The following is a 23493-nucleotide window of genomic DNA, read 5'->3' on the forward strand; positions in this document are numbered from 1 at the left end:
ATGGCGAATGATGACGAAAAGCCTACGGAAGATATTCTGTTCCTTGCGTGCACACGACCCGCGATGTTCGCAGGCGTGACCATGGAAGCGGTGTTCGTCATCATCGTTCTCACGGGGCTTATCTTCCTCGTGGGCGGGAGCCTGCTCTATCTTTTGGTTGGCGTGTTCATTTACGCGGCCTGCCGCGCGATATGCGCCAACGACCCCAACCAATTCAGTATCATTTTCGCTTGGGCGGCGACCAAGCTCAAGTGCAGGACGCGGGCATATTGGGGGGCTTCATCGGTAAGCCCTCTTCGCGTCAAAAAAGCGCGCACTTGGCGCGAAGTACAAAAGGTTGAAATGTAATGGTCAAGCTTATGGGCCGTAGCCGCGCTATCCAGCGCGAAGCTCTCGCTTCGGAAAAACTGCCATATATCAGGCACATCGATGAGCACATCGTGAGCCTGCGCAATGGTCAGATGCTTGCTGTTATCGAGCTGGAAGGTGCGTCCTTCGACACCGCGGACCATTCCGAGAAAAATGACCTCCATGCAAAATTGAATCTCATGTGGCGCAACATCAATGATGAGCGCCTAGCTGTATGGACGCACCTGATCCGGACGCGCGACGTCGATTACCCGGAGGGAACGTTCAAATCAGATTTCGCGAAGCAGCTTGACGACAAATGCAAGCGCAAGATGACCAGCGAGACGCTTTACCGCAACCGTCTGTATCTGGCGCTCGTATGGGCACCCGCCCGTGACGCGAACAAGCCAACCAAGTCGCTTGTTGCCCGGCTCGGAAAGGCTCGCAAGACGGGTACGGAAGTCGATGAAAAGGGTCTGCGCGATTTTCGCGGCATTCTTCCCACGATCGTTACCGGACTTGACCGTTACGAGGCGCGTCTTTGCGGCCTCTATGAACATAACGGCTTCATGTTCTCGCAGGTGAGCGAGTATCTGAACGCCGTCGGCACACTTTCTTTCGAGAAAATGCCTCTGACGGAAGGGCCGATCAGCGGAGCTATTCTACTTGATCGCCCCCTGTTCGGCCGAGAAGTCATCGAGCTTCGCGGAGCAGGCCAGTCGCGATATTGCGGCGTCCTTGGCGTCAAGGAATATCCGGCGACAACGCGGCCGGGGATGCTCAATGATCTTCTCCAAGCGCCCTTCGAGTTTGTATTGTCTCAGTCGTTCGCGATGGCCTCCAAGACGGAAAGCCGCTCGATCCTCACCCTGAAACAAAACCAGATGACCAATGTGAAAGACCGCGCTCTTTCACAAATCGTGGACCTTGACCAAGCACTTGATGATTTGGAATCGAGCAAGTTCACGATGGGGCGTCACCATCTCAATCTCATGGTCGTAGCCGACTCTGCTCAAACGCTTATGGATAAGATGGCGATCGCGCGACGGATGATGTCCGATTGCAGCATCGTGACCTCGCGAGAGGATCTTGCGCTTGAAGCGGCATATTGGGGGCAATTCCCCGGCAACTTCAATCAGCGCCCGCGTTCCGGTCACATAAGCTCGCGTAATTTCGCAGCGCTGTCGCCGTTTATGTCCTATCCGAAGGGCGACCTTACCAATCCGTGGGGACCATCGATCGCTCTTCTCAAGACATCAAGCGGTTGCGGATTTCACCTGAATCTTCATGTTGGCGACCTTGGTAACACGTTCATTTGCGGGCCATCTGGATCGGGTAAGACGGTTCTGCAGAACTTCATTCTAGCCCAGTTGCAAAAGCACGACGTCACGACGGTATTCTTCGACAAGGATCGAGGCGCTGACATTTTCGTTCGCGCGGTTGGCGGTCGTTACCTGTCGCTTGAGAACGGGCGGCCAACGGGTTGCGCTCCACTGAAGGTACTTGATCTGGAAAACCCGGATGATCACGCGTTTGCGGTCGAGTGGGCGACCAATCTTATTTCGCATGCTGATGGGCGTCCTTTGACTGTTCCAGAGCAGAAGGACATCGACAACGCCATCCTTCAGATGCGCCAGCTTCCTAAAGCACAGCGTTCTCTTGGAGCGCTTCGGCAATTCCTGTCTTCAAATGATCTGGAAGGAACAGCGGCTCGCCTCGAGCGCTGGACTTCTGGCGGCCCGCTCGGTTGGGTGTTCGACAATGAGAGCGATGCGCTGGACCTCGATTCGACATTCCTTGGGTTCGATATGACGGACTTCTTGGATAATCCGACGATCAGAACACCTCTTATGATGTATCTGTTTTACCGGATAGAGCGGCTTATCGACGGCCGCAGGATCGTGATCGACATCGATGAGTTCTGGAAAGCTCTTGGTGATCCGGCGTTCCGAGAGCTGGCGCAAAACAAACTCAAAACCATTCGAAAGCAGAATGGTTTGATGATCTTCGGCACACAGTCCCCACGAGACGCCATTGCATCGCCCATCGGTTACACGATCATCGAGCAATGCCCGACAAAGATTTTCATGCCAAATTCAGCGGCAAGTGCTGCTGATTACATTGAGGGCTTCGGATTATCGCACCGCGAATTCGAGCTTATCAAGACAGAACTGACCGTTGAAAAGCGTCAGTTTTTGATCAAGCAGGAACATAACTCCGTGGTTGCGGAACTGTCCCTGCATGGTTTCGATGACGAATTGACCATCCTTTCGGGTCGCACAGCAGCTGTGAACAGACTTGACGAAATTCGCGCAGCTGTTGGCGACGATCCCGCCGACTGGATGCCTATCCTACTCAACAAACGGGACAAAAGAGGAGAAGCCGCATGACGAAAATTTGGTCGAACAAATCTTCCGTGAAGGCCACAGGCCGTGCTTTGCGCTCTGTGAAAATCGGCCTCGCCGCGTCGATCGTTGCTCTCAGCCTTGGGGCGCAAGCTCAGGCACAGGGCGTGCCGGTTTACGACAATGCTGCATTTCTCCAGTGGGGAAAGCAGCTTATCGAGATGAAAAACCAACTCGATCAGGCCAAAGCGATCTTTGACGAGGCCCAGAAGCTGAACCAGTCATTCGATTTCTCGCAGTTAGAGCAGCTCAAGACACTGCTGGATGACAAGAACTTTCAGCAATATCTGCCCCAAGAGTACGGCAAGGTTGCCAGTGCGGTTGATGGCATGCTCAAGGGCAACGTCGATGGCTTTGCCGAGCAGTACGATTACTACGAGAGCAAGGGCCAGACCAACGCAAACGACTTCTATCAAAACGAGCTGAAGCGGAAAAAGGGTGAAACCTACAAAGACATGGCGGTTGGTGAGGTCGTTTACGACCAAGCGTCAAAGCGCCTTGATGGTCTGAACGAGCTTCGTGAAAAAATCAGCTCTACGCAGTCCCCGCGCGAAGTCATGGAGCTTCAAGCTCGCATTCAGGCCGAAAGCGCCATTCTACAGAATGAAGTTTTGCGTATGCAGGGCGTCGCCATGATTCAGGAAGCTCGAAATCGCGTCGATGAGCAGCGCGTAGAGGAGCGGCGTGCCGAACGACGTGATCAGATGAAAGCGGCGATTGGAAGCACGAATTGATGCTGTCTTGTAGAGGATTGACCGCTGTTGCATTCGCGGCGCTTGTCGCCGGATGCAGCAGCGAAACTGAAAAACCAGCTGAAACCGCGCCCAAGGCCGAAGTATTTGATGTTCAGTATTACCTGAACAACGAGCAGGCCCGGAGGAAAACGCTTGTTGAGTGCCAGGACAATCCCGGCGCTCTTGAAGATACGCCGAACTGCGTCAATGCCACTGAAGCTGCCAAGCAGGTTCGTCGGCAGGAAATGCGCGACGCAATCAATAAGGGGTAAGGATGGCGATCGCATCGGAAATCGTCAGCCGGTTCGTTGAGCCGCTGGAAACGTTCATTCAGGAGGGAGCAGGAAATCTTGCTTCGGCTCTCCAGGGTCCCCTTACCGTTGGCGCTACCCTCTATATCGTGATCTTTGGGATCATGATCCTGTTGGGCTATGTGCGCGCGCCGATTTCCGACTTTGTGATCAACGTGTTCAAGATTTCTATCCTTGTTGCGCTCGTTACCCAGGTCGATAATTACAATACCTACGTTACGGATCTCTTTTTCACCCAATTGCCGGATGGGCTAAGCAGCGCCATCGGGTCGGTTTCGTCTGGAAGCGTCAGCGCTGACCAAATTAAAAGCGGGGCTGGATTTGACGCGATTATCGATCGCGTCATTCTTATGGGTGAGGAAATTGCGTCGGAAGGAAGCTGGCGCGACGTTTATCCTTACATCGTCGCTGGTGTATTTACGATCGCGGCGCTGATCGTTGCTATGATCCTCCTTGCGATCTATCTCTTCGCCAAAACCGCAGCGGCGTTGATCCTAGTCATTGGCCCGATATTTATTGCGATGCTCCTTTTTCGAGCCACGCAGTCTTTGTTCTCTTCGTGGCTTTCGGCCGTTATCAATTTCGTCCTTCTTCAAGTCCTTACAGTGGCTTTGCTCACGCTCCTTGTAAGCCTCATATCGTCGTACATTAACGACGCTGAAGGCCAAAATCCGGGTGTTCAAATGGTAATGGCGTGGCGGATGACGGGCCTGTTTGCGCTTAGTCTCTATCTGGGCCTGCAACTCCCAGAAATAGCGGCGCGCATATCGTCAGGTGGACTAGCCCTTGGGGGTGGCATCAGCAGGGCCGCTCTCGATGCCCTCAAAAAAGTACCCGGCGCAGGGACAGCCGCCAAAGTTGGCGGATCAATTGCGAAAGCCGGCGGGAGATAAATAATGCATCGGAAAATTGCAAAGCTGGCTCTGCCAGCAATGGCGGTCTTTGCCTTAAGCGCATGCACGACAATAGAGGAGCGGGGGCTTCCCAAGTGCTCGGGAACAGACAGGAGACCGTTGAATGCAGACCTTTGGGATTCTGCTGCTCCTGCTCAAACTTCCGGCTCGGACATTAGTTCCGCGCTCAAACCATATTCATCCATCGAGGCGGACAAGCCCGCGTCTGTGCAAGCCATAGAGACGGCGACTACCGCTTCTCCGTCTCGATGGAATGTCGCTGCGTCTGAAAAACCATGTGGTGAAGGAGCTTAAGATGGTTGAGGCTGAAAACCTCAAGGAATATTTTGAGCGCTCGCGCCGCTGGGAGCAGGACGAGCTTCGTTCGGCCTTGCGATCAAAGCGGCTTGCATGGACCGTCGCGGCCGTGTCGATGGTAGGAACGATCGCATCCGTCTCTGCTGTCGCAGCGCTCGTGCCGTTGCAAAAAATTGAGCCGTTTATTATCCGAGTTGATACCGGTACCGGTATCACGGAAGCGGCCTCACTACTAAAGGACGCGCCATCGACGCTTTCCGATGCGCAAGCACGATATTTCATTGCGAAATATGTGACTGCGCGTGAAAGCTATTCGAGAGTGACGGTTCAGGACAACTACCGGGTGGTCAACACTATGTCCACAGGCCCGGTACAAGAGGCTTACGGCCGCTGGATCAGCGCGAATAACCCGCAATCCCCCCAAAAGCTTCTCGGGCCTCAAGGTACTGTCCGGATTGAAATCCGCTCGGTACAGCTCGTCCGTCAGGGCCTCGCCACCGTCAGGTTCGTTCAAATCGCCGAATATCAGGGAACAGAGCCGCGTACCCAACACTACGTGGCGACCGTTGCCTATGAAGTCCTCCCTGAAGAACGGCTTACCTGGCAACAACGCCTAATCAACCCGATCGCCTTCGCGGTAACAGAATACAGAACGGACCCGGAGGTCGTCGATCAATGAAGAGCTTTGCCCGCACTTTGATTTTCGCATGCAGCTTTTCCCTGACCGGGACCTATGCTCACGCACTGGACGTCCCCACGGCCGGAACGAATGACAATCGCATCCGCTTTGTCAATTATTCCGCCAATGACGTTGTGAAAGTGATCGGCCGCTACCGCGCTTCGACACAGATCGAGTTCGACGCAACCGAAGAGATCGTTCACGTCGCGACAGGTGACAGCGTGGGTTGGGAAGTAGCGCCGGCCCGCAATATCCTTTTTCTCAAACCTCGCGAGAAAAATCCGCCGACGAATTTGCAGGTAGTGACGGTTCGGCAGAGTGGTGAGCGGCGCGTATATCAGTTTGAATTACGCGCCACGGAAGGCGACGTCACTGCCAACGACGCCTATTTCTTGGTTCGCTTCCGATATCCGACAGACGAGGCCAACGAGCGTCAGCGCTTGGCGGCACTTCAGGCCGCACAGCAGCGCGCTTCTGCCAACAAAAGGGCCGTCGATAGCACCCTATCGCTGCATCAGAGCTACGGCGCGCGAAACTACCGTTATTCAGCTCAAGGGTCGCGAGCGATCCAGCCTGACAGCATTTATGACGATGGAAAAGTTACCACGATGCGGTTCGCCGGCAATCGTGAAATCCCTGCAATCTACATGGTGCAAAGCGATGGCAGCGAGACGCTAATCCCTTGGGACGCCCGCAAAAGCGGTGAACTGGTCGTTGTCCATGGAACTGCAAAGGAGTTCCGCCTACGTCGAGGCGGTGACGTAATCTGCATTTTCAACGAGGCTTATGACGCCGTTGGCGTAAACCCAGGAACAGGTACGACCTCTCCTTCAGTAGAACGTGCCGTCCGGCCTGAACCGCGTGGAGCAACCCGATGAGCAACACCGACAACCAAAATCCCAATGAAGAAGTCGGTGTTGCCGGCGAACGTGGCGCTGGAATTACGTCAGTTGCTGAGGAAAAAAGCGCAGCAGGGACTATCGGTCGAAGCGTCATTGTCGGCCTGATTGTCCTTGCCGGTCTCGGTTTCTTGTATGCCACATGGGACAGCGGCGAGAAGAAGGAAGAAGAGCGGCAGACCAAAACGCAGATTGGGCCGGGAGCTGTTCCATTCCAGCCTGCTCAGCTGCCTCCTCCTCCACCACCACCGACGACGCCTGTACAGCAGCCCCAACCAGTTCAGCAGGTCCAGCGCCCAGAGCCGCGTGACGAAATGCTGGAAGCCAGCATTCGTTCGCCTGTCATCGCTTTCAGCAACAATTCTTCTCGACGTGAGAACGGGCAGAACGGCCAGCAAGGCACCGGTCAGCCGGGACAAGGACAACAGGATTTCTCAGTAGATCTCCCCCCAGGTATCGGAGGACTACTCGGAGGGCAACAAGGCCAGCAGCAGCAGCGGCAGGATCGCTTGCGCGATAAGTTACAGCCCACAAATCTTGAAGGCGTAACGGCATCCGTACTGCCAGACCTTCACATGGTCGTTCCCCAAGGAACGCAGATTCCGTGCGTTCTGCAAACGGCGATCTCAAGCGATCAACCTGGGATGGTTTCCTGTGTCATACAGCGCGACGTTATGAGCGCAAGCGGTCAAGTGGTGCTTATGGAGAAAGGCACGACCGTCACTGGTGAATACAACGAGGGGCTACGCCGCGGTCAAAAGCGCATCTTCGTGCTTTGGAACCGCGCCCGCACCCCTACTGGTGTAATTGTGAACATGGCAAGCCCCGGCGCTGACGGTCTCGGCCGTTCCGGCTTCGATGGGAAAATTGACAACCACTTTTGGGAACGGTTTGGCGGCGCCATCTTGATGTCGATTGTTGGAGATGCGTCCAAATACGCCTTCCAGCGCTTGAACGATGGAACTGAAATCGAGACCAACGAAACGGAGAATGCGTCGCGCGATGCTGCCGCGATCGCGCTTGAGAACTCGATCAACATCGGCCCGACCCTTTACAAAAATCAGGGCGAGCAGGTCTCGATCTTCGTTGCCCGCGATCTCTTCTTCGACAAGGTCTATCAGCTGCATACGACTGAAACCCGTACCCAGATCTACGATAGAACCATTACCGGAGACATGCGCGCTAATGCTCCGGCCATGGTAACGAAGTAAGGAAATCAGCGCGTGAGTGACGCAACGCCCCTTTTGACGTTTCTGGAGCCGATACAGCCTTACCTCGACGAGGATGGGCTGACGGAACTTTGTATCAATCGGCCTCATGAAATCTGGTGCGAGGGCAAAGAGGGTTGGAAGCGTCACGAGATCGCAGACCCGAAGCTGAGCTACCAAAGCCTAGCTTCAGGTTTTGCGAAACTAGCGGCTTCGTTTACCAAGCAGCATATTGACGAGAAGCACCCGGTTCTTTCGACAACGCTTCCCGGCGGGGAGCGTTGTCAGATTGTGATACCGCCTGCCGTGCCGGCCGGCACTGTTTCCGTCACAATCCGAAAGCCTTCCGATGTATCGCTCAGCCTGTCCGATCTTGACGATCGTGGCCTTTTTGCCAAGGTCAGCACACATACAGGGAAACTGAATGATACCGATGAAGAGCTTTTGCGGCTGAAAGCAGCACACCAATGGACAGAATTTTTCGACCTGGCTGTGCGCAGTCGGAAAAACATCATTATCAGCGGTGCCACGGGTAGCGGAAAGACGACATTTTCCAAAAGTCTTATCCGGTGCATTCCCGACAATGAGCGTATCATCACCATCGAGGACGCGCTGGAACTTGAGGTGCCACCACCCAATCACGTGCGGCTTCTCTATTCGAAGGATGGGCAAGGTCAATCGAAGGCTGGACCGAAACAGCTTCTGGAAAGCTGCCTTCGTATGCGACCAGACAGAATACTCCTTCAAGAGCTGCGCGACGGAACTGCGTTCTTCTATCTGCGCAATGCCAATTCTGGTCATCCTGGCTCGATCACCACTGTCCATGCGGATTCAGCTGCGCTCGCGTTCGAGCAATTGACCCTTCTTGTGAAAGAGTCTGAGGGCGGCGCTCAAATTGATCGTAACGACATTCGCGCCTTGTTGGTGATGCTGGTTGATATCGTCGTCCAGATCAAAAAATTCCCAGACGGTTCCCGGCGCATCACGGAAGTTTATTTCGACCCCGAAAAACAACTCGGGCAGGGAATTTAATTCAACGAGGATATAAGATGCCAACCCAACTTCGATACGGCCTGTGGGCGGTAGCCGGTCTTATCACAATCGCTTTGGTCTTCTTCCTCGCATCGAACCTCGCTCTGGTTTTTCTGAGGTCCCACGATGGTCAGCTCCATTTCCTAACCATCTTCGATCTGCTTTCGTCATCGAGTGAACAGCAACGTGGGACAGCCCGGCTTGCGCTAATTCTGACCTGCGGAGCAGCCCTTTTTGGCGCAGGTGCGATTTGGAAAGCACAAAGCTCCAAGGCTCTCCACGGTACGGCTCGGTTCGCCACAGAAGCGGAGATCCGCAAAGCAGGCTTGAGAGCCACAAAAGGGATTATCGTCGGCAAACTTCGGGGAAAATACCTCATATTCGGCGGATCGGAACACGTTATCGTCTATGCACCGACGCGAGGCGGTAAAGGCGTTGGTGTAGTCATTCCAAACCTGTTGAACTGGGCGGATTCGGCTATTGTGCTCGATATCAAGAAAGAGAACTGGGACCTTACGGCAGGCTTCAGGAAGCAGGCCGGGCAAGAGGTCTACCTGTTCGATCCTTTCGACCCTGACGGCAAGACAGCTCGCTATAATCCCCTTGCCTATGTGAACAGGGCGAATGCCACAGACCTCTACGATGATCTGCAACGGATTGCGGGAATGCTGTTTCCCATCGAGGGACGCACTGTCGATCCATTCTGGACAGAAAGCGCGCGGACCGCGTTCATAGCCGTCGCCGGCTACATTGCGGAAACGCCCGAACTCCCGTTCACGATCGGTGAAGTTTTGCGGCAGATAGCAGCCGCCCCGGACATTTCCAAGCACTTTAAATCCATTCTTGAGAAGCGGAGTGAGGATCGCCCGCTATCGCAACAGTGTCGTACGGCAATGAATGATTTTCTCGCCTCATCTGAAAACACGCTGCAAAGCGTCCGCAAGTCTGTGAGTGCGAAGCTCGGTCTATGGCTCAATGCCCGTATCGACGCTGCAACAAGTGCTAACGATTTCGATTTGCGCGAACTCAGACGACGGCCGATCTCGATCTATCTCGGCGTGACGCCAGATAATCTTGATCGTATGGCCCCGCTGCTCAACCTGTTTTTTCAACAGGCGGTCGATCTGAACACTCGTGTCCTGCCAGACCAAGACAAATCGCTGAAGCGCCAGCTCATGCTCATGATGGATGAGTTTCGCGCTTTGGGGAATGTTGAAATCATAGCCAAAGGCGTCTCGTACGTTGCAGGTTTTGGGATCCGTATCGTCACCATCGTTCAGTCGCCATCGCAAATCCGCGAAGTTTATGGTCCGGACGCCGCCTTGAACTATATGACAAACCACGGCGTCGAGGTGGTATTCACGCCGAAAGAACACACCATAGCGACGGAGCTTAGCGAGCGGTTCGGCTACGACACTGTCACCGGCCGGACCCGATCACGTGGCCTCGGATTCTCTCGCTCTTCGAGAACCGAATCCACGTCTGATCAGCGCCGCGCTCTAATGTTGCCCCAAGAACTCGTTCTTACGCAGTTCAAAGAGGAGTACCTTCTGAAGGGTGGCATCCCCCCAGTAAAGGCTCAAAAAATCCTTTACTGGAAAGATCCCGTTTTCAAAAAGCGCCTTCTCCCTCCCCCTGCCTTGAGCCAGAAGGCCCAAGTCAGTGACGCACGGATAGACGTGCTGGAGCGCCAGGTAGAGACGCTTCGCAAAGCGCTTCACGAACGGATCGTGCGCGAACCTACTGTTGAGGAAATTACCGCACCTGCGCAACCGGCAGATGGCGAAGACGGTATGGTTTGGGAAATGCCGGACGGAACGGCGGTTGATCTGAATTTTGAAGGTATCGACCTGAGCGACGATACAACCGTCAACCAGCAAAATGCTGAGCAACGCGTAAGTGCCTTTTTCAGCGAGCTTTTGGATGAAGGTCTGAAAGCCGCTCGATAACCTGAAAAGGATAAAACCATGGCCGAGGAAGACAATACAGCACGCGACATCGAGGACGAGCGCAAGAAGGACGAAGCTGCGTCGCTGTTGTCGCCTGACCGTCCCGACTTGTTGGAAATCGCACGCGACCCTGAGCGGGACATCGCAGCGCCAGCAAAGGCGAAAGAACCAGCGCGCGGCGCCGACGCAAGCGACAAAGATTCTCGCAGTGACCAATCCGCATCAGCTGAACGCGCCGAGTCTGTGAAAACGGCTCCGTCGCGTCTCGAAGAGCCCTATCCTGATGAGATAAACAGGAATTATTACCGCAAGCGGGACTTCGCCGGCGACGATCATATCTACGCCGATGCAAAAGGAAGCCGCGAACTGTTCCAGGTCAGCGGTGACAAACTCAAGACCAAAAACGAGGATCCGCACGCAGTAAAGCTTATGCTCGATACCGCCGCTCATCGTGGATGGACGGAAATCAAGGTGAAAGGCACTGAAGAGTTTCGGCGCGAGGCTTGGCTGGAAGGTCAAGCACGCGGAATAAATGTTACAGGCTACAAACCGAACGAATTAGATCTGCAGGAGCTCAAGAAGCGAGAGCAGATGTTCTTACGAAATGAGATTGCTCCCGACTTACAACGCCAGTCGGAAGGCCCAAGTGCGGCCGCGGCCGGGGCCAATGACGATAAGACGATACCGGAGGACGAGGCATTCGACCGTTCGCGGGCTGAGCGATCGAATCCGAGCTACAAAACTGGCATAGAAGGAACGGTAATCGAGCAAGGTTCACGTCCTTACCGCGACGATCCTGAAAATGACCATTCTCCCTACGTGGTGCTTCGTGATTCCAATGGCCGCGAGCACACGGCATGGGGCGTGGGTTTACCCGACGCCATGTTGAGTGCCGGAGCAAAAGTCGGCGACCAGATACGCTTGCAGGAGGCCGGTATGGAAACCGTGATGAAATCTGTGATCCGTACGGTTGATGGGCAAAAGGTCCGCATGCAGCAAGAAGTTGAGCGCAGGAAATGGGATGCGGAAGTAACTCAAGAGCGCGAACAGACCAGCAAGGTGATTGACGATCGCGAGAATGTGGAAGCGCCTCTTGGTGCAGCCAGAGAAGACCGTATTAACGCAGCAGAAGCGAATGTCACGCGCACGATCGTCGCCGGCGAGAACGCCTTGCATACCGGTCCCGCCCGCGACGCTGCCTTGGAGGACGGCAGGTTCGCCAATGAAGCAAGAGCCAAGGAATATGCCGCAACTGGTCGCGGCGCTGGCGACAATCCTCAACTACGCAGTGCTGTAGCAATGGAGGCATATGTCGAACGAAAGCTTCGTGCCAAATTTCACAATGATCCTGTTGCGGTCCAACGTGGTTTAAGCACTGCGAGAAACAAGATATCGCAAGCGATTTCACGCGGGCAGGATTTTCCCAAGCCGCGAGTTGTTGAAACCCGCGAACTTTCCCGAAACGATGAGCGAGGCCGAGAAAGTATAGGGGCAGACGCCGAAAAGTCGGGAAAGCAAACAGAGCAGCGTGAACAGGTTCAGGAACAGAACAGGGATATGTGTAGCGGCTTGCCAACATAAGCGCCTCTGCTCGCAAACATCGGCATTTTCTGCTCGAATTATCTGACAATGGAGCGGGCGTCGTGCTCACGCTCTTTGCCAATGTGCTCGCAAACATCCGGGTCTGCTTGCAAACATCCCCCACGTGCTCAGATTAATTGCCAGCGACGGCATGGTCAAACCGGGACGCCTGCCTGTCGTAGTTGCTCGGTCAGCTGACGGGAATATTCGGGATCAAGGGTGCCCGCCAGGAAGGCGCGGATATCCGACGGCCGAGCATTGAGGTGCGTGACCAGAGCCGTCGCATCGTAACCATTTCGGGTCAACGTCGGTTCGAGATCGTCGATGGCGCGGGACAGGACCTGCTCGACGATTTCGGCGGTAACCGGCTTGGCGCCGAGGCGAAAGCCCTGCTCGAATGCGAGGGTGAGATGCATCTCGATCTGAAGCGGCGTGCGCAAACGTTCGGCGATGAGGTCGATGGCTTCTTCCTCGAGGAGTTCGCCAACCTTTACGCCTTCGGCCGCACAGGCGCCAAGCAGCCAGGCAACATAGTCGCGGCGCGCGGAGCCGATCCCCTCGTAGTCAAAAATGGTCGTGCGGTAGCCAATCTCCTCCATTTGCGGCCGGCGCAGATCATTGCGCAACCGGGGATGCCCGACAAGAAGTACGGAAAGGAGCACGCCGGCGTCGGCGACCACCTCCATCAGTCGCTTCAGGCCGGTTAAGGTCTTGTGGTGCAGGTCATGGGCCTCGTCGACCACGAGGACGATCGGCCGTTTGCCTTTTTTCATGATGTCGCGCAGGTCGCGCTCCCGGCGCTCGGCCTGCTTGGGGATCTTGACCTGCGCACGATCGCCGGGAGACAAGTCGTAGAACAGGGCTTCAATGAGCGATGGCAGCGAAGTGCGCCGCTTGTCGACCGCCAGCGATTTGGCGAGTGCGACCTTGCCGGCTTTGGTGAGTTCGGCCTCGATGCGGCGCAAAAGGTGGGTTTTCCCCGAACCGACCAGGCCGGAGACCACGACAAGCCGACCGGTCTGGACGGCCGCACACACCTCGCGGATGATCGTGCGCTGATGCTCGGTCTCAAAGTTGCCGGCCCCTTGGAAAGGCCGGTCGAGGCCGTAACTGGATTGAACGTCAGCGAGCATCATTCTTCCTTTCTTCGCGCCTGGAAGCGTTCGCGGATACGGGCCGCGATCATCTTTTTGTCGAGTGTTTCTCCAAGCAGTTCATTGATGAAGGCGCGGTCACCGGCATTCATCGCGCCGATCGGCCGGCCGAGCTGGTCGGCGATGGCCCCACGGGCTGCGAGGCCATTTGGATAAGCGGTCTCTATTGCGGGTTCCGGAAACGGTGTCCGCCGTACACTCAGCCCAGCCGTGGTCGGGGGCAGCGAAGGCAATGGACGATCCCCGCCGGTGACCGCGGCGCGGGGGAGCCCAAGTTGGTCTGCCAGGCGCACCACCTTGTCGAGCCGCTCTTCGAGCTTGCTCTTCTGGTATTTGCGATAGCGAAAGAGGGGAACCGCCCCGCGCGAAGGTTGGAATGGACCGAAGCGCTTGCCCTCATGCTCGACGAACAGTTCCTGATCGAACAGGCCCCAGAGCAAGGTCACCGTTTCGCCGGCAAGTTCGGGCTCGACCTCATAGGATGCGCCTTCGACCGATACGGTCGCGTCTCCAGCAACCGTCCGTCGTTCCGGTTCGCGCGCAAAGGCGCAGAACCGCTCCCAGGAGCACATCGCCCGCACCCCGTCAGGAGGAAGATGCCGCAGCCAATCCTCGATGCGTGCATGAGACTCTGTGCGATGGTCGCCGTTATTGTAGGTGACCAAGGCGCGCCTGAGCCAAAGGTTGGCTTCCTCTTCGTCCTTCGGCTTGTGGAAATGATAGAGGGTCTCGTGCACTTCCTTGATCGTGCGAAACGGCCGCTCGACCTTGCCTTTCGCTCGCGCCGGCGTGCGCCGCTCGCTGTCCGACGGGGGCATATGCGTGAGAACCCGGACACCAAGGCTACCCATGACGGACTGGAAAACGCGCGAGCGGCTCACCGGCCCGTTATCCATATGGATGGTCGTTGGAATCCCCTGAAGCGGCAGTTCCGGTTCAGGCTTGGCGGCGAAGGCATTGTAGAGAAAGCGCAAGGCGGACTCCGCGTCCTCGCCGTAGACGGAGCGGTATTCCTGATAGCTCGCGCCGGAGCGATCATCGACCACGGAGAACAGCATCAGCGTCGGCCGGCCGCGCCCTTCCTCGACCCAAAGCGGCGCTTCCACCTGCTTCAGGTCGGACGGGCTCATGTCGAAGTGCCAGAGTTCGTTGGAACGCCGCGCCTGGAATCGGACGGCAGCCACCGGGCGGGTGACGCGCGCATAATCCAGGCCGGAAACACGCAGCAGCCGATCGACCGTTGCGCGTTTCAAGATGCCGGGCGGTGCACGGACCAGGCCATCGGGCGTCACCACGCCGTCTTCCTCAAGCAGCTTGATGGCGCGCGCCGTGGAGATATGCCGCCCCTTCCGGTTCGCCGTTCTGATCTTCAGGGCCGCGATGATTTCGGCATAGGTTTCCATCTCCGGCTGCGGGGCGATCCGGGAGGTTCCGTGATCGGCGCGCCGTACGGATTTCGGGCGGTTCAACTCCCGCAGCGCCCGATACAGGGTCCAGATCGAGATGCCGTAGGCATCGGCGGCACGAGCAACAATCTCGGTACGGCCTGGATCACGGGGAGAAAGCAGCGACAATCGGCGTCGAAGATCGACAAGAGCCTCTCCGGGCGGCCGCTTTCTCCGCTCAGCCATGGACGTCCTCGGATTCCACTGTTTTGGGAGAGCCACCCTTCTTGCCGATATGACGATAGAGGGTTGCAACAGAAACCCCCATGCGCTGCGCAATATTGCGTACCGGTATGCTGCCTTCCTTCATCAGGGCGCGCGCCGCGGCAATATCGCCCGGGCGCATCGCGGGCGGGCGGCCACCCTTGCGGCCACGTTGCCGCGCCTCGACCAGTCCAGCCGTCGTGCGTTCGCGGATCAGAGCACGTTCGAACTGGGCGATCGCACCGAAGACATGGAAGGTCAGCATGCCGCCCGGCGTCGTCGTATCAATGCTCTCGGTCAAGGACACGAGCCCGATCTTCGCGCGCTCCAACTCTTCCGCCGTCGCGATGAGCTTCTTTAGCGATCGCGCCAACCGATCGAGTTTCCAGACAACGAGCGTGTCACCAGTGCGAAGCACGTCGGAGAGAATTCGGCCCAATTCCGGGCGGTCATCGCGAGCGCCTGACCCGCGCTCGGTAAACACCTTCTCGCAACCGGCGCGTCTCAGCGCCTCAAGCTGAAGCTCCGGATTTTGATCGATCGTGCTGACCCTGGCGTACCCGACCCGCATAGCCATCCAAATGTTCTTGAAAGTCGTTGGACACATAGCATTTTGCGACAACCGTTTCTATAACAGTTTTGAGAAGATTCCATCGCGCCATTCAAGGGGCGTGACGGCATGCGCTATGGCATGCTCAAAAACCCTCGTTTATGACAAACGATCCATGGAAACCAACTATGTGTCTGACGGCCGAATATTCGCGACATGGAGCAGGGAACCTTACGCATCGAAAATCGGGCGGTCCCCGATCTTGTCCCCCTTGTATGGGATACTCCGGGAATTGAGGCGGCGATACCAAAGGATGCGGTCGGCCAGGCCGTTACCATGTTCGAGCCGCAGGAATGCGCCAACTACTTCAAATCTTGCGGATATGACCCCGAGTAATGTGGACGTGCTCTAGGTCACCCAGAGGGGCGCTCGCATCGAGTATAACCTTAAGCGCGATTGCTTCCGGTGAACCATCCTCCATATGTACGGGATGTACAGCCCACACAGACTTTTCGAGAACCACATTCTCAACAGAAACCTCATAAAGCCTACCCGACGCGAGCTCATCGAGGACAGTGCTCCTCATCACGATCGAAATGCCGAGACCAGCTCGAACTGCATGCTTCACAGCCTCAGTGCTCCCGACATTGAATGAGATTGGGAATTGCTCTGCCGCTTGGCCGAAGGCCTCGCGGAGCACGGATCCGGTACCGGTTCCACGTTCTCCGCCAATGAGGGACTCTTGAAATAACTCTGCCGCTTCAATTGTTTTTCGCGTCCTCCAATTATGCTGTGGGGATACGATTATTACCAGCTTTTCCTTCCGCCAAAGGCGGGCTTGATATCCTTTTCGATCGTCCCACCATTCGGTAAAGGCTAGATCAATCTCCTTCCTCAAGAGCTTTTCGATGATTTCAGGATTTGAGGCAACGGCCACCTCAGGTGGCCGGCCTTGAGCATCCTGTAAACGCTTCAAGTGGACTGGCAAAATATAGGTACCGATGTTAGTACTGGCACCCAACGTAATCCGGCCGCTGTGCAGGCGGTCCAGAGATCTCTTCGTGACGGTCAAAAGGCTGCGTGCGAATGGCAAGAATACGAGCCCTTGCCGAGTCGGCACACACTTGTCCTTCCTCCTCTCGACCAGCCGCACCCCTAGTATATCCTCCAATCGTTTCACATTATGTGAGACAGTCGGTTGGGATATCTGAAGCCGTCGCGACGCCTCGTGAAAGCTGCCAGTTTCGATTACCTCTATGAATGCTGCGACATGCGAAAGGCTAAACATTACTTTCTCTAATCAAGGAATTAGTTGAACCTCGTTAATTGCCGCACGAGGTCTTCGGCCTTGGACAAAATCTATAATGTTGTCAGCAGCCTCGTGCTCGATAGCCAAACGCGACTTCGCCACTGCTGAGCCTATGTGGGGTGTCAAGATCGAATCATGTTCGCGATTGAGGAGACCCCCGTGGACCTTGTCAGGCCGGTCGGGTCTGGCCCAGTCCTCCATCTCATAAACATCAGCGGCGTAGCCTCCCAAGCGCCCCGCCTGCAATGCAGCGACAACAGCCTCTTCATCAACCACGCTTCCGCGTGCAGGATTAATAAGAAGTGCTCCTTTGGGCATTTTGGCGAGTTGTTCAGCGCCGAGGAGATGCTTCGTTTCGGCCGAAAGCGGGAGTGCACACACAAGAAAGGTAGACGACGAGATCAACTGGTCAAATTCAAGAGGCTTTACGTTCAGTCTGATCTCATCGGCTTTGTCCAGGGATTGACGATCCCAGTACGACACAATGGCGCCGAAGGTACTTAGGCGCTGTGCTATAGCTTTTCCGATCGCTCCCATCCCTAAAATGCCGATTGCTGTGCCCTGCAGCCCAAGGCCGTAAAACCGAGGGCGCCAACCTTTGTAATCCCTCCTGACGCTCTTGTCGCCTGGCAGAATGTGCCGCCCAAGAGCAATCATCAGACCGATTGTAAGTTCGGCTGTCGGGTCAGTGAGAAGATCGGACACTATCGTGACGTGGACTCCACGCTGCGTGCAGGCTTCGATGTCGAAGTTATCGAAGCCTTTCAGCGCACATGCCACAAGTTGAAGATCGGGAGCGTGCGCGAGTACAGACGCGTCGATCATGTCCGGCATGAACGCCATCATCGCCTTGGCGTCGCTCAATTCTGCGAGCAGTTTCTCGCGGGGCCATGTATCATCAGTATCGTTGCAAACTAAACGAGCGTGGGGAGATAGCTTTGAGATAATCTCCTCGTGGACGCGATGGGTGATTACTACCTTTGGGAGCATTTAATTTATCCTTCTATTGCAGCTGGCGGCGGAGGAGAGCGCCGACCTGGTCAACGATGGTGACCATCAGAAGGACAACGAGCATGATCGCAAGAACCTCCTGATAATTCATGATCCGGAGGGATGTCATCAACTCGAAACCGATACCACCAGCTCCCACAGTGCCCAGGATTGTCGAGGCGCGGAAGTTGTACTCCCACCGATAGATGGTCACATCGGCCAATTGCGGTAGAACTTGTGGCAAGATCGCCCGCGTCACGATCTGGAACGGCGACGCACCAGCTGCGCGTGCGGCTTCTATAGGCGCATTATCGCAATGCTCGATCGCCTCCGCAAAGAACTTGCCCACCATGCCAACCGAGTGAAGACCAAGAGCCAGCACGCCTGGGAGCGCTCCAAATCCCACTGCCGCCACGAAGACGATGCCCATAATCAGCTCCGGGATCGACCGTAGACCATTCAACAATCCACGCGAGATCATATAGATGACAGCGTTGGGTGCTGTTTTCCCTGAGGCGAAAAAGCCAACTGGAAGTGATATCAGTACCGCGATCGCAGTCCCAGCTATACTCATCGCCAGAGTGTCGATGAGAGGGCTGATCCACTCCAAGCCTCGGTTGAAATCCGGGGGAAACATTTCCGTACCGAGCTGCCAGAGCGCAGGAAACCCAGATCCCAGACGCTCCAGATCAAGAAGACCGGAGTGATAACTGCTAACAATGATCACACACGCAATTGCCAACGCGATCACGCCAGCTCTGGTCCAAGCTTTGTTTTGATGTTGAAGGATAGAGTCGTAGTCGGCCGACGGCTGTGTCATCACATATCCTGGAAGAAAGGACGCAGGCCAGCGCCTGCGTCGAAAGGTGAGAAACTGTCTCGAACGCGCCTTACTGACTCAGGTCCAAGTTCAGCACTTTACCGAGCTCACGGACGACGTCGTAGGCTTTGTCATCGATCGGAGCGAACCCATCGGCTTTGAAGGATGCCAATACCTTTTCGTCTTTAAGGTCGATGAAGGCTTTGGTGATCGCCTCTTTCAACGAAGTGTCAAGATCCGACCGCATGGTCCAGGGGTACTGCGGGAACGGATCGGACTCGGCGAGGGCGATAACTTTCTTAGGATCAATGGTGCCACGAGCGACCATTGAATTGTAGATGGGCAACGAAAGTCCGCCAATCTGAGCATTGCCATTCTGCACTGCAATAGCCACGGCATCATGCGACCCTACGAAGTTCTCGCTATAGTCTTTTCCAGCCTCAACTCCGGCCTTAAGCAGCATAGATTTCGGGATAAGGTGGCTTGAGGTGGAAGCCACGTCCCCAAACGCGACCTTTTTCCCTTTTGCATCTTCAAGGCTTTCGATGCCAGCCTCTGCATTGGCGACAACTACAGCGCGATAGGTAGTTTCGCCATCCTTCATAAGTGCTGCGAAAGGCTCGATATCAGCCTTGGTTTTCGCGAGCGTGTAAGAGAGCGGCCCGAAATAAGCCAACTCAAGCCGGCCGAAACGCATCGCTTCGATCATTGACGAGTAGTCGGTCGTTACGATCAGTTCAATCTCCCGACCGAGTGTCTTCTCAAGATACTCCTCGAGAGGACGATTGTTTTTGATGACAGTGGCGGCGTTCTCGTCCGGTAGCAACGCGACGCGCAATGTCTCTGGATTTGAGCCAGCATGCGCCAACGAACTCCAGCCAAGAACGGCGAGGAATGCGAGGGACAGAAGCTTCTTCATAATGCGGCCTCCATGGCAGCTAAAGGTTGATCATACTCGTAGTTGGACAAATCTTGTGTTGTGGTCGGATTTCTTGGGGCGCTGCGGTAGATCGACGCACACATTTGATCGGTCAGTTCGTCGACAGCGGCGTCCGCAACCACTTCCCCGTCGCGCATAGCAATGACCCGGTCGCCGAACCGGCGAGCTAGATCGATCTGATGAAGGCTGATCACAGCAGTGATGCCGTCGGCTGTGCATATTTCGCGAAGCTGCGACAGGACCTCGACAGCCGTTTCAGGGTCCAGACTTGCAACGGGCTCATCTGCAAGGACCAGTTGGGGCTTCTGGACCAGCGCGCGCGCAATGCCCACCCGTTGCTGCTGACCGCCGGATAGTTGATCCGCCCTGACGAGAGCCTTATCAAGAAGGCCTACGCGTTCAAGGCATTCCAACCCCAGCCTTCGATCCGAACGCGGCATAGGGAACAACGTACGCCAGCCAGAGTGGTAGCCCAGGCGGCCCGTCATGACGTTGTCGAGCGCGCTCAAGCGCCCTATGAGTTGGTGCTGCTGGAATATCATCCCAGTTCGCCTTCGGTGAATGCGAAGCTTAGTTTCCGCATCCAGAGCACCAATATCGTTAGAAGTGATCGAACCAGACGTCGGCGCAACCAAGCCGTTGAGTGTCCGGATGAGGGTAGATTTGCCTGCGCCGGATCTACCGAGGAGCACGACGAACTGACCCTGGTTGAACGTCAATGTCGTTGTCTTCAAAGCTTGGGTGCCGTTGGCATAGGTCACGGCAACTCCGTTCAGAGCCAGCATCACAATAATCCTGATCGTTAGTGGTGCATCGATTGAATATTTGCATCACTATGGGCGACATATGACGTCCGTTTATCAGGCTCGTGAAACTTCAATGACAGCACTTAAACTCAGCTCTACCTCCTCGCGTAGCTGCGATGGAGAAATTTCACCCAGAGCCGCCTGATCATGACGGCCCGGTCCCAATTCTACACCACCTTGACGGATGCTATCCCATATTCGGCCAGATAAACCGGCCCTTCTCCAGCCGCCGGGTAAAAAGGCAGGCGCCCAGACCATCATGCCAGATGATCTTCAAAATATCCGATCTGCGGCCCCTGAAGACGAAGAGATGCCCTGACAACGAATCATGCTGCAGAACCTCCTGCACCCGAAGCGCCAAGGAGGGAAAGCCACAGCGCATGTCCGTATATCCGCGCCTTCCTGGCGGGCACCCTTGATCCCGAATATTCCCGTCAGCTGACCGAGCAACTACGACAGGCAGGCGTCCCGGTTTGACCATGCCGTCGCTGGCAATTAATCTGAGCACGTGGCGGATGTTTGCAAGCAGACCCGGATGTTTGCGAGCACATTGGCAAAGAGCGTGAGCACGACGCCCGCTCCATTGTCAGATAATTCGAGCAGAAAATGCCGATGTTTGCGAGCAGAGGCGCTTATGTTGGCAAGCCGCTACAGATATGGAGCGCGAAGCTACCCGACAAAATAATCGCGATCAGAACCGAGATAGATAGCCAACAGTTTGATTTTGTTTGACTTTAATCCAATTTAATGGTATTAAAACACACTAATCGGAGGTTTGAGCATGAATATTCATCAAAGCGTTCCTGATCGCTCGCCGGAAGCCATCGCCAAGCGTCGCCGCGCCACAGACGAGGCCCGGGCCGCAGTGGCAAGACAGGGCTACAAACACGACCCTGTTCTTGAGGCTGCAACGGAAGCCTATGTCAACGGTGACATTACCCGCGATCAGTATCGTTTGCAGGTTGTACGTCCTCCACAGCAGGCCTGACATCACCACATACAATCTAACGGCCGCCTAAAGGGCGGCCATTTTTATGAGTAAGACTTTTCATGAGCAATGATCCGTTCTGCTATCCAAATCCATCAGGCAAGCCCGATGGAGAGCGTGTTCTGCGAAACCGCTTTGGGATTACCTCTGGCAAAGAGCTGCGCGAGGAAGAGTATCGCGCCACCGCCTTCCGCATTGCTGAGATTCGTGAAGGTGATGGGCCAAAGGGCAACTTTGATGCCGATCACCTGAAGGCTATCCATCGCCACATATTTCAGGACGTCTATGAGTGGGCCGGTCATACGCGTGCAGAAACGCCCATTGTTGACGGCCAGCGCATGCCGCCTATTGGCTCTCTGAGCAAGGCTGGCACTAGCTTCCTTCCAGGCCAGAAGATTGACATGGGTTTGGCCGACGCATTCAAAGAGTTGCGTGATCTGAAGAAACTCGACGGTATCAGCGCCGACGACTTCGCCAAGATGGCTGGTAAGGTCCTCGGTGACTTGAACTATGTACATCCTTTCAGAGAGGGAAATGGACGTACACAGGAAACCTTCATCGCGGAGCTGGGGCGTGAACTAGGCCACGACGTGCAGTTTGATGTCGTGAGCAAGGCCCGAATGATCGAAGGTTCAAAAGAAGCGATCCGAGATGCCGATAGCAGGGCTCTCGCCCATGCTGTTCTTGATGCTGTTGACACAAATCGGCAGGGAGCCATAAGAGCAGCCTTTGGGATGCTGAGAGAATATGGCGAGGATCCGATGGAACACGACGTTCGTACGGCCCTCCCAGGAGATCGAGTTGCCGGCCATCTCGTCGGACATGACGAACTCACCATCAAGATCGCGGCCGAGAATTTCATCGTTGTCGCAGATCGGCGCGACTTCTCTCATAAACTCGAAGATGAAATGGAAGTCGATTTCGTTGCGACTTCCGATTTCTCCGGCCATGCAAAAGCCCGAGTCTACCTCGAAGGGTCGAGGACTGAGCTAATGAACGATCCGGAGTTGCGCAAAGCTGTGTCTCTCGAAAATTACGTGGCCGAAAAGACAGCAAAACAATATCCAAACGATAAAGATGCTATCGGCCAGGCCGTAACAGTTGCTCGTGAAAAAATTGCCGGGATGATCGCCAATGGCATTGAGATCCCTTCCCCTACTCTACAGCGAAACCGCGAAATTGATCGTCCAAGCTCTGATCCCGCGCCTCCGGACAGTGATCGCTCATCTGACCATGGACGCGAGCGATAGGGCGTCGTCAGCCGATGCAAGATCACGAAATAAAGCTTATCGCCATCGCGCTCATTATCGCTGCAGGTATATTCCTGCGTCGGCTGCTGAGACCAAAGGCGCGGATACGCAGGCATCTAAGAAAGCAGGAACAAGCCCGCCGTGTCCTGGCTAAGATCAATACCATTCCGCTTATGCCGCAACGTTTGGCCTACCTGCGAAAGATCGACCCTCTCACCTTCGAAGAATTGCTTCTCGAAGCATTTGAAAGGCGCGGACATACGATACTTCGCAACACGCATTACAGTGGCGATGGCGGAATTGACGGCATGGTCGAGATCAATGGTGAAACTCATCTTCTCCAAGCGAAACGATATGCCAAGCATATAAACCGCCAACATATTGCTGCGTTCAGCGCCGTGATCGCGGCCAAAAACTGTAAGGGCTTTTTCATTCACACCGGCAAAACCGGGGCGGGGGCAAAAGAACTTGCGTCTCAAGACCCACGCATGATCATATTGAGCGGGCAGAAACTACTCGATTTTCTGAATACTGGAATGATTGAGCAGGAGCGGTCAACCATCCGCGAAGTGCCTCTGTCTATTCCCTGATCCCAATAATCATTTCGCTGCCCTCGGAATTCGTGAATTGACTCGCGATGATTGGAGAACATAGTAAGAACAAAAGTAACCCTCTTACGC

At 55.4% G+C, this 23493-nt stretch carries 22 protein-coding genes and 1 pseudogene; 14 read left to right on the plus strand and 9 right to left on the minus strand.

Annotated elements, in window-relative coordinates:
• The 11 genes from RMR16_RS27165 (at position 1) to RMR16_RS27215 (ending at position 12357) form a co-directional block, all read left to right on the plus strand.
• A complete protein-coding gene (locus tag RMR16_RS27165; protein ID WP_172873338.1) occupies positions 1-348 on the plus strand; it encodes a type IV secretion system protein VirB3 in 348 nt (115 codons plus the stop codon).
• Positions 348-2738, plus strand: a complete 2391-nt coding sequence (locus tag RMR16_RS27170; protein ID WP_320201865.1) for a VirB4 family type IV secretion/conjugal transfer ATPase — start codon at positions 348-350, stop codon at positions 2736-2738. Before RMR16_RS27165 ends, RMR16_RS27170 begins: the two co-directional genes overlap by 1 nt.
• Entirely contained in the window at positions 2735-3487 is a 753-nt protein-coding gene (locus RMR16_RS27175) for a type IV secretion system protein (protein ID WP_172873337.1), read from the plus strand. Before RMR16_RS27170 ends, RMR16_RS27175 begins: the two co-directional genes overlap by 4 nt.
• A gap of 17 nt (positions 3488-3504) precedes the next feature.
• Positions 3505-3759: an EexN family lipoprotein gene (locus RMR16_RS27180; protein WP_320188783.1), complete on the plus strand. Its 255-nt coding sequence runs from the start codon at positions 3505-3507 to the stop codon at positions 3757-3759.
• 2 nt (positions 3760-3761) lie between these two features.
• Positions 3762-4691 carry a type IV secretion system protein gene (locus tag RMR16_RS27185; protein ID WP_172873335.1) on the plus strand — a complete coding sequence of 310 codons (930 nt, stop codon included), beginning with the start codon at positions 3762-3764 and terminating at the stop codon, positions 4689-4691.
• A gap of 316 nt (positions 4692-5007) precedes the next feature.
• On the plus strand, positions 5008-5688 hold the full coding sequence (locus RMR16_RS27190; RefSeq protein ID WP_320201863.1) for a virB8 family protein: 681 nt from the start codon (positions 5008-5010) through the stop codon (positions 5686-5688).
• Positions 5685-6566, plus strand: a complete 882-nt coding sequence (virB9, locus tag RMR16_RS27195) for a P-type conjugative transfer protein VirB9 (protein ID WP_172873398.1) — start codon at positions 5685-5687, stop codon at positions 6564-6566. Before RMR16_RS27190 ends, virB9 begins: the two co-directional genes overlap by 4 nt.
• Positions 6563-7798: a type IV secretion system protein VirB10 gene (virB10, locus tag RMR16_RS27200; protein WP_320188781.1), complete on the plus strand. Its 1236-nt coding sequence runs from the start codon at positions 6563-6565 to the stop codon at positions 7796-7798. Before virB9 ends, virB10 begins: the two co-directional genes overlap by 4 nt.
• Positions 7799-7810: 12 nt before the next feature.
• The gene (virB11, locus tag RMR16_RS27205) at positions 7811-8827 is read left to right on the plus strand and encodes a P-type DNA transfer ATPase VirB11 (protein WP_320188780.1); all 1017 of its coding nucleotides are present in this window, start codon (positions 7811-7813) and stop codon (positions 8825-8827) included.
• A 17-nt stretch (positions 8828-8844) separates the two neighbouring features.
• A complete protein-coding gene (locus RMR16_RS27210; protein ID WP_320188779.1) occupies positions 8845-10776 on the plus strand; it encodes a type IV secretory system conjugative DNA transfer family protein in 1932 nt (643 codons plus the stop codon).
• 18 nt (positions 10777-10794) lie between these two features.
• A complete protein-coding gene (locus RMR16_RS27215; protein ID WP_320188778.1) occupies positions 10795-12357 on the plus strand; it encodes an LPD7 domain-containing protein in 1563 nt (520 codons plus the stop codon).
• Between the two features lie 155 nt (positions 12358-12512).
• Here RMR16_RS27215 and RMR16_RS27220 read toward each other — a convergent pair whose 3' ends face one another.
• The 9 genes and pseudogenes from RMR16_RS27220 to tnpB form a co-directional block, all read right to left on the minus strand.
• Entirely contained in the window at positions 12513-13490 is a 978-nt protein-coding gene (locus tag RMR16_RS27220) for an ExeA family protein (protein ID WP_024710159.1), read from the minus strand.
• Positions 13490-15142 (minus strand): IS481 family transposase, encoded by a 1653-nt coding sequence (locus RMR16_RS27225; protein ID WP_003501095.1) that lies wholly within the window; start codon positions 15140-15142, stop codon positions 13490-13492. The genes RMR16_RS27220 and RMR16_RS27225 overlap by 1 nt, the downstream gene beginning before the upstream one ends.
• On the minus strand, positions 15135-15731 hold the full coding sequence (locus tag RMR16_RS27230) for a recombinase family protein (protein WP_024710158.1): 597 nt from the start codon (positions 15729-15731) through the stop codon (positions 15135-15137). The genes RMR16_RS27225 and RMR16_RS27230 overlap by 8 nt, the downstream gene beginning before the upstream one ends.
• Before the next feature lie 346 nt (positions 15732-16077).
• On the minus strand, positions 16078-16998 hold the full coding sequence (locus tag RMR16_RS27235) for a LysR family transcriptional regulator (protein WP_003501100.1): 921 nt from the start codon (positions 16996-16998) through the stop codon (positions 16078-16080).
• Positions 16999-17010: 12 nt separating this feature from the next.
• Positions 17011-18009, minus strand: a complete 999-nt coding sequence (locus tag RMR16_RS27240) for a phosphonate dehydrogenase (protein ID WP_003501101.1) — start codon at positions 18007-18009, stop codon at positions 17011-17013.
• Positions 18010-18022: 13 nt separating this feature from the next.
• Positions 18023-18829 (minus strand): phosphonate ABC transporter, permease protein PhnE, encoded by an 807-nt coding sequence (phnE, locus tag RMR16_RS27245; protein WP_006473411.1) that lies wholly within the window; start codon positions 18827-18829, stop codon positions 18023-18025.
• 70 nt (positions 18830-18899) lie between these two features.
• Positions 18900-19748 (minus strand): phosphate/phosphite/phosphonate ABC transporter substrate-binding protein, encoded by an 849-nt coding sequence (gene phnD, locus RMR16_RS27250; protein ID WP_003501103.1) that lies wholly within the window; start codon positions 19746-19748, stop codon positions 18900-18902.
• Positions 19745-20554 (minus strand): phosphonate ABC transporter ATP-binding protein, encoded by an 810-nt coding sequence (phnC, locus tag RMR16_RS27255; protein ID WP_006473175.1) that lies wholly within the window; start codon positions 20552-20554, stop codon positions 19745-19747. The genes phnD and phnC overlap by 4 nt, the downstream gene beginning before the upstream one ends.
• Before the next feature lie 220 nt (positions 20555-20774).
• Positions 20775-20957: pseudogene (tnpB, locus tag RMR16_RS27260) on the minus strand (IS66 family insertion sequence element accessory protein TnpB); the annotation flags it as partial.
• Positions 20958-21356: 399 nt separating this feature from the next.
• Here tnpB and RMR16_RS27265 point away from each other — a divergent pair.
• The 3 genes from RMR16_RS27265 (at position 21357) to RMR16_RS27275 (ending at position 23403) form a co-directional block, all read left to right on the plus strand.
• A complete protein-coding gene (locus RMR16_RS27265) occupies positions 21357-21563 on the plus strand; it encodes an antitoxin VbhA family protein (protein ID WP_172873385.1) in 207 nt (68 codons plus the stop codon).
• A gap of 62 nt (positions 21564-21625) precedes the next feature.
• Positions 21626-22813, plus strand: a complete 1188-nt coding sequence (locus tag RMR16_RS27270; RefSeq protein WP_320188777.1) for a Fic/DOC family protein — start codon at positions 21626-21628, stop codon at positions 22811-22813.
• 14 nt (positions 22814-22827) lie between these two features.
• Positions 22828-23403, plus strand: coding sequence for a restriction endonuclease (locus RMR16_RS27275; protein ID WP_320188776.1), 576 nt, complete (start codon positions 22828-22830; stop codon positions 23401-23403).
• Positions 23404-23493: the final 90 nt, after the last annotated feature.

The sequence above is a fragment of the Agrobacterium sp. rho-13.3 genome (assembly GCF_033957765.2).
GTDB lineage: Bacteria > Pseudomonadota > Alphaproteobacteria > Rhizobiales > Rhizobiaceae > Agrobacterium.

What these genes read in the sequence shown, in the direction of transcription:
- RMR16_RS27165 (WP_172873338.1), top strand. Translation starts at nt 1, where the DNA reads ATGGCGAATGATGACGAAAAGCCTACGGAAGATATTCTGTTCCTTGCG.
- RMR16_RS27170 (WP_320201865.1), top strand. Translation starts at nt 348, where the DNA reads ATGGTCAAGCTTATGGGCCGTAGCCGCGCTATCCAGCGCGAAGCTCTC.
- RMR16_RS27175 (WP_172873337.1), top strand. Translation starts at nt 2,735, where the DNA reads ATGACGAAAATTTGGTCGAACAAATCTTCCGTGAAGGCCACAGGCCGT.
- RMR16_RS27185 (WP_172873335.1), top strand. Translation starts at nt 3,762, where the DNA reads ATGGCGATCGCATCGGAAATCGTCAGCCGGTTCGTTGAGCCGCTGGAA.
- RMR16_RS27190 (WP_320201863.1), top strand. Translation starts at nt 5,008, where the DNA reads ATGGTTGAGGCTGAAAACCTCAAGGAATATTTTGAGCGCTCGCGCCGC.
- virB9 (WP_172873398.1), top strand. Translation starts at nt 5,685, where the DNA reads ATGAAGAGCTTTGCCCGCACTTTGATTTTCGCATGCAGCTTTTCCCTG.
- virB10 (WP_320188781.1), top strand. Translation starts at nt 6,563, where the DNA reads ATGAGCAACACCGACAACCAAAATCCCAATGAAGAAGTCGGTGTTGCC.
- RMR16_RS27210 (WP_320188779.1), top strand. Translation starts at nt 8,845, where the DNA reads ATGCCAACCCAACTTCGATACGGCCTGTGGGCGGTAGCCGGTCTTATC.
- RMR16_RS27215 (WP_320188778.1), top strand. Translation starts at nt 10,795, where the DNA reads ATGGCCGAGGAAGACAATACAGCACGCGACATCGAGGACGAGCGCAAG.
- RMR16_RS27220 (WP_024710159.1), bottom strand. Translation starts at nt 13,490, where the DNA reads ATGCTCGCTGACGTTCAATCCAGTTACGGCCTCGACCGGCCTTTCCAA.
- RMR16_RS27225 (WP_003501095.1), bottom strand. Translation starts at nt 15,142, where the DNA reads ATGGCTGAGCGGAGAAAGCGGCCGCCCGGAGAGGCTCTTGTCGATCTT.
- RMR16_RS27230 (WP_024710158.1), bottom strand. Translation starts at nt 15,731, where the DNA reads ATGCGGGTCGGGTACGCCAGGGTCAGCACGATCGATCAAAATCCGGAG.
- RMR16_RS27235 (WP_003501100.1), bottom strand. Translation starts at nt 16,998, where the DNA reads ATGTTTAGCCTTTCGCATGTCGCAGCATTCATAGAGGTAATCGAAACT.
- RMR16_RS27240 (WP_003501101.1), bottom strand. Translation starts at nt 18,009, where the DNA reads ATGCTCCCAAAGGTAGTAATCACCCATCGCGTCCACGAGGAGATTATC.
- phnE (WP_006473411.1), bottom strand. Translation starts at nt 18,829, where the DNA reads ATGACACAGCCGTCGGCCGACTACGACTCTATCCTTCAACATCAAAAC.
- phnD (WP_003501103.1), bottom strand. Translation starts at nt 19,748, where the DNA reads ATGAAGAAGCTTCTGTCCCTCGCATTCCTCGCCGTTCTTGGCTGGAGT.
- phnC (WP_006473175.1), bottom strand. Translation starts at nt 20,554, where the DNA reads ATGCTGGCTCTGAACGGAGTTGCCGTGACCTATGCCAACGGCACCCAA.
- RMR16_RS27265 (WP_172873385.1), top strand. Translation starts at nt 21,357, where the DNA reads ATGAATATTCATCAAAGCGTTCCTGATCGCTCGCCGGAAGCCATCGCC.
- RMR16_RS27270 (WP_320188777.1), top strand. Translation starts at nt 21,626, where the DNA reads ATGAGCAATGATCCGTTCTGCTATCCAAATCCATCAGGCAAGCCCGAT.
- RMR16_RS27275 (WP_320188776.1), top strand. Translation starts at nt 22,828, where the DNA reads ATGCAAGATCACGAAATAAAGCTTATCGCCATCGCGCTCATTATCGCT.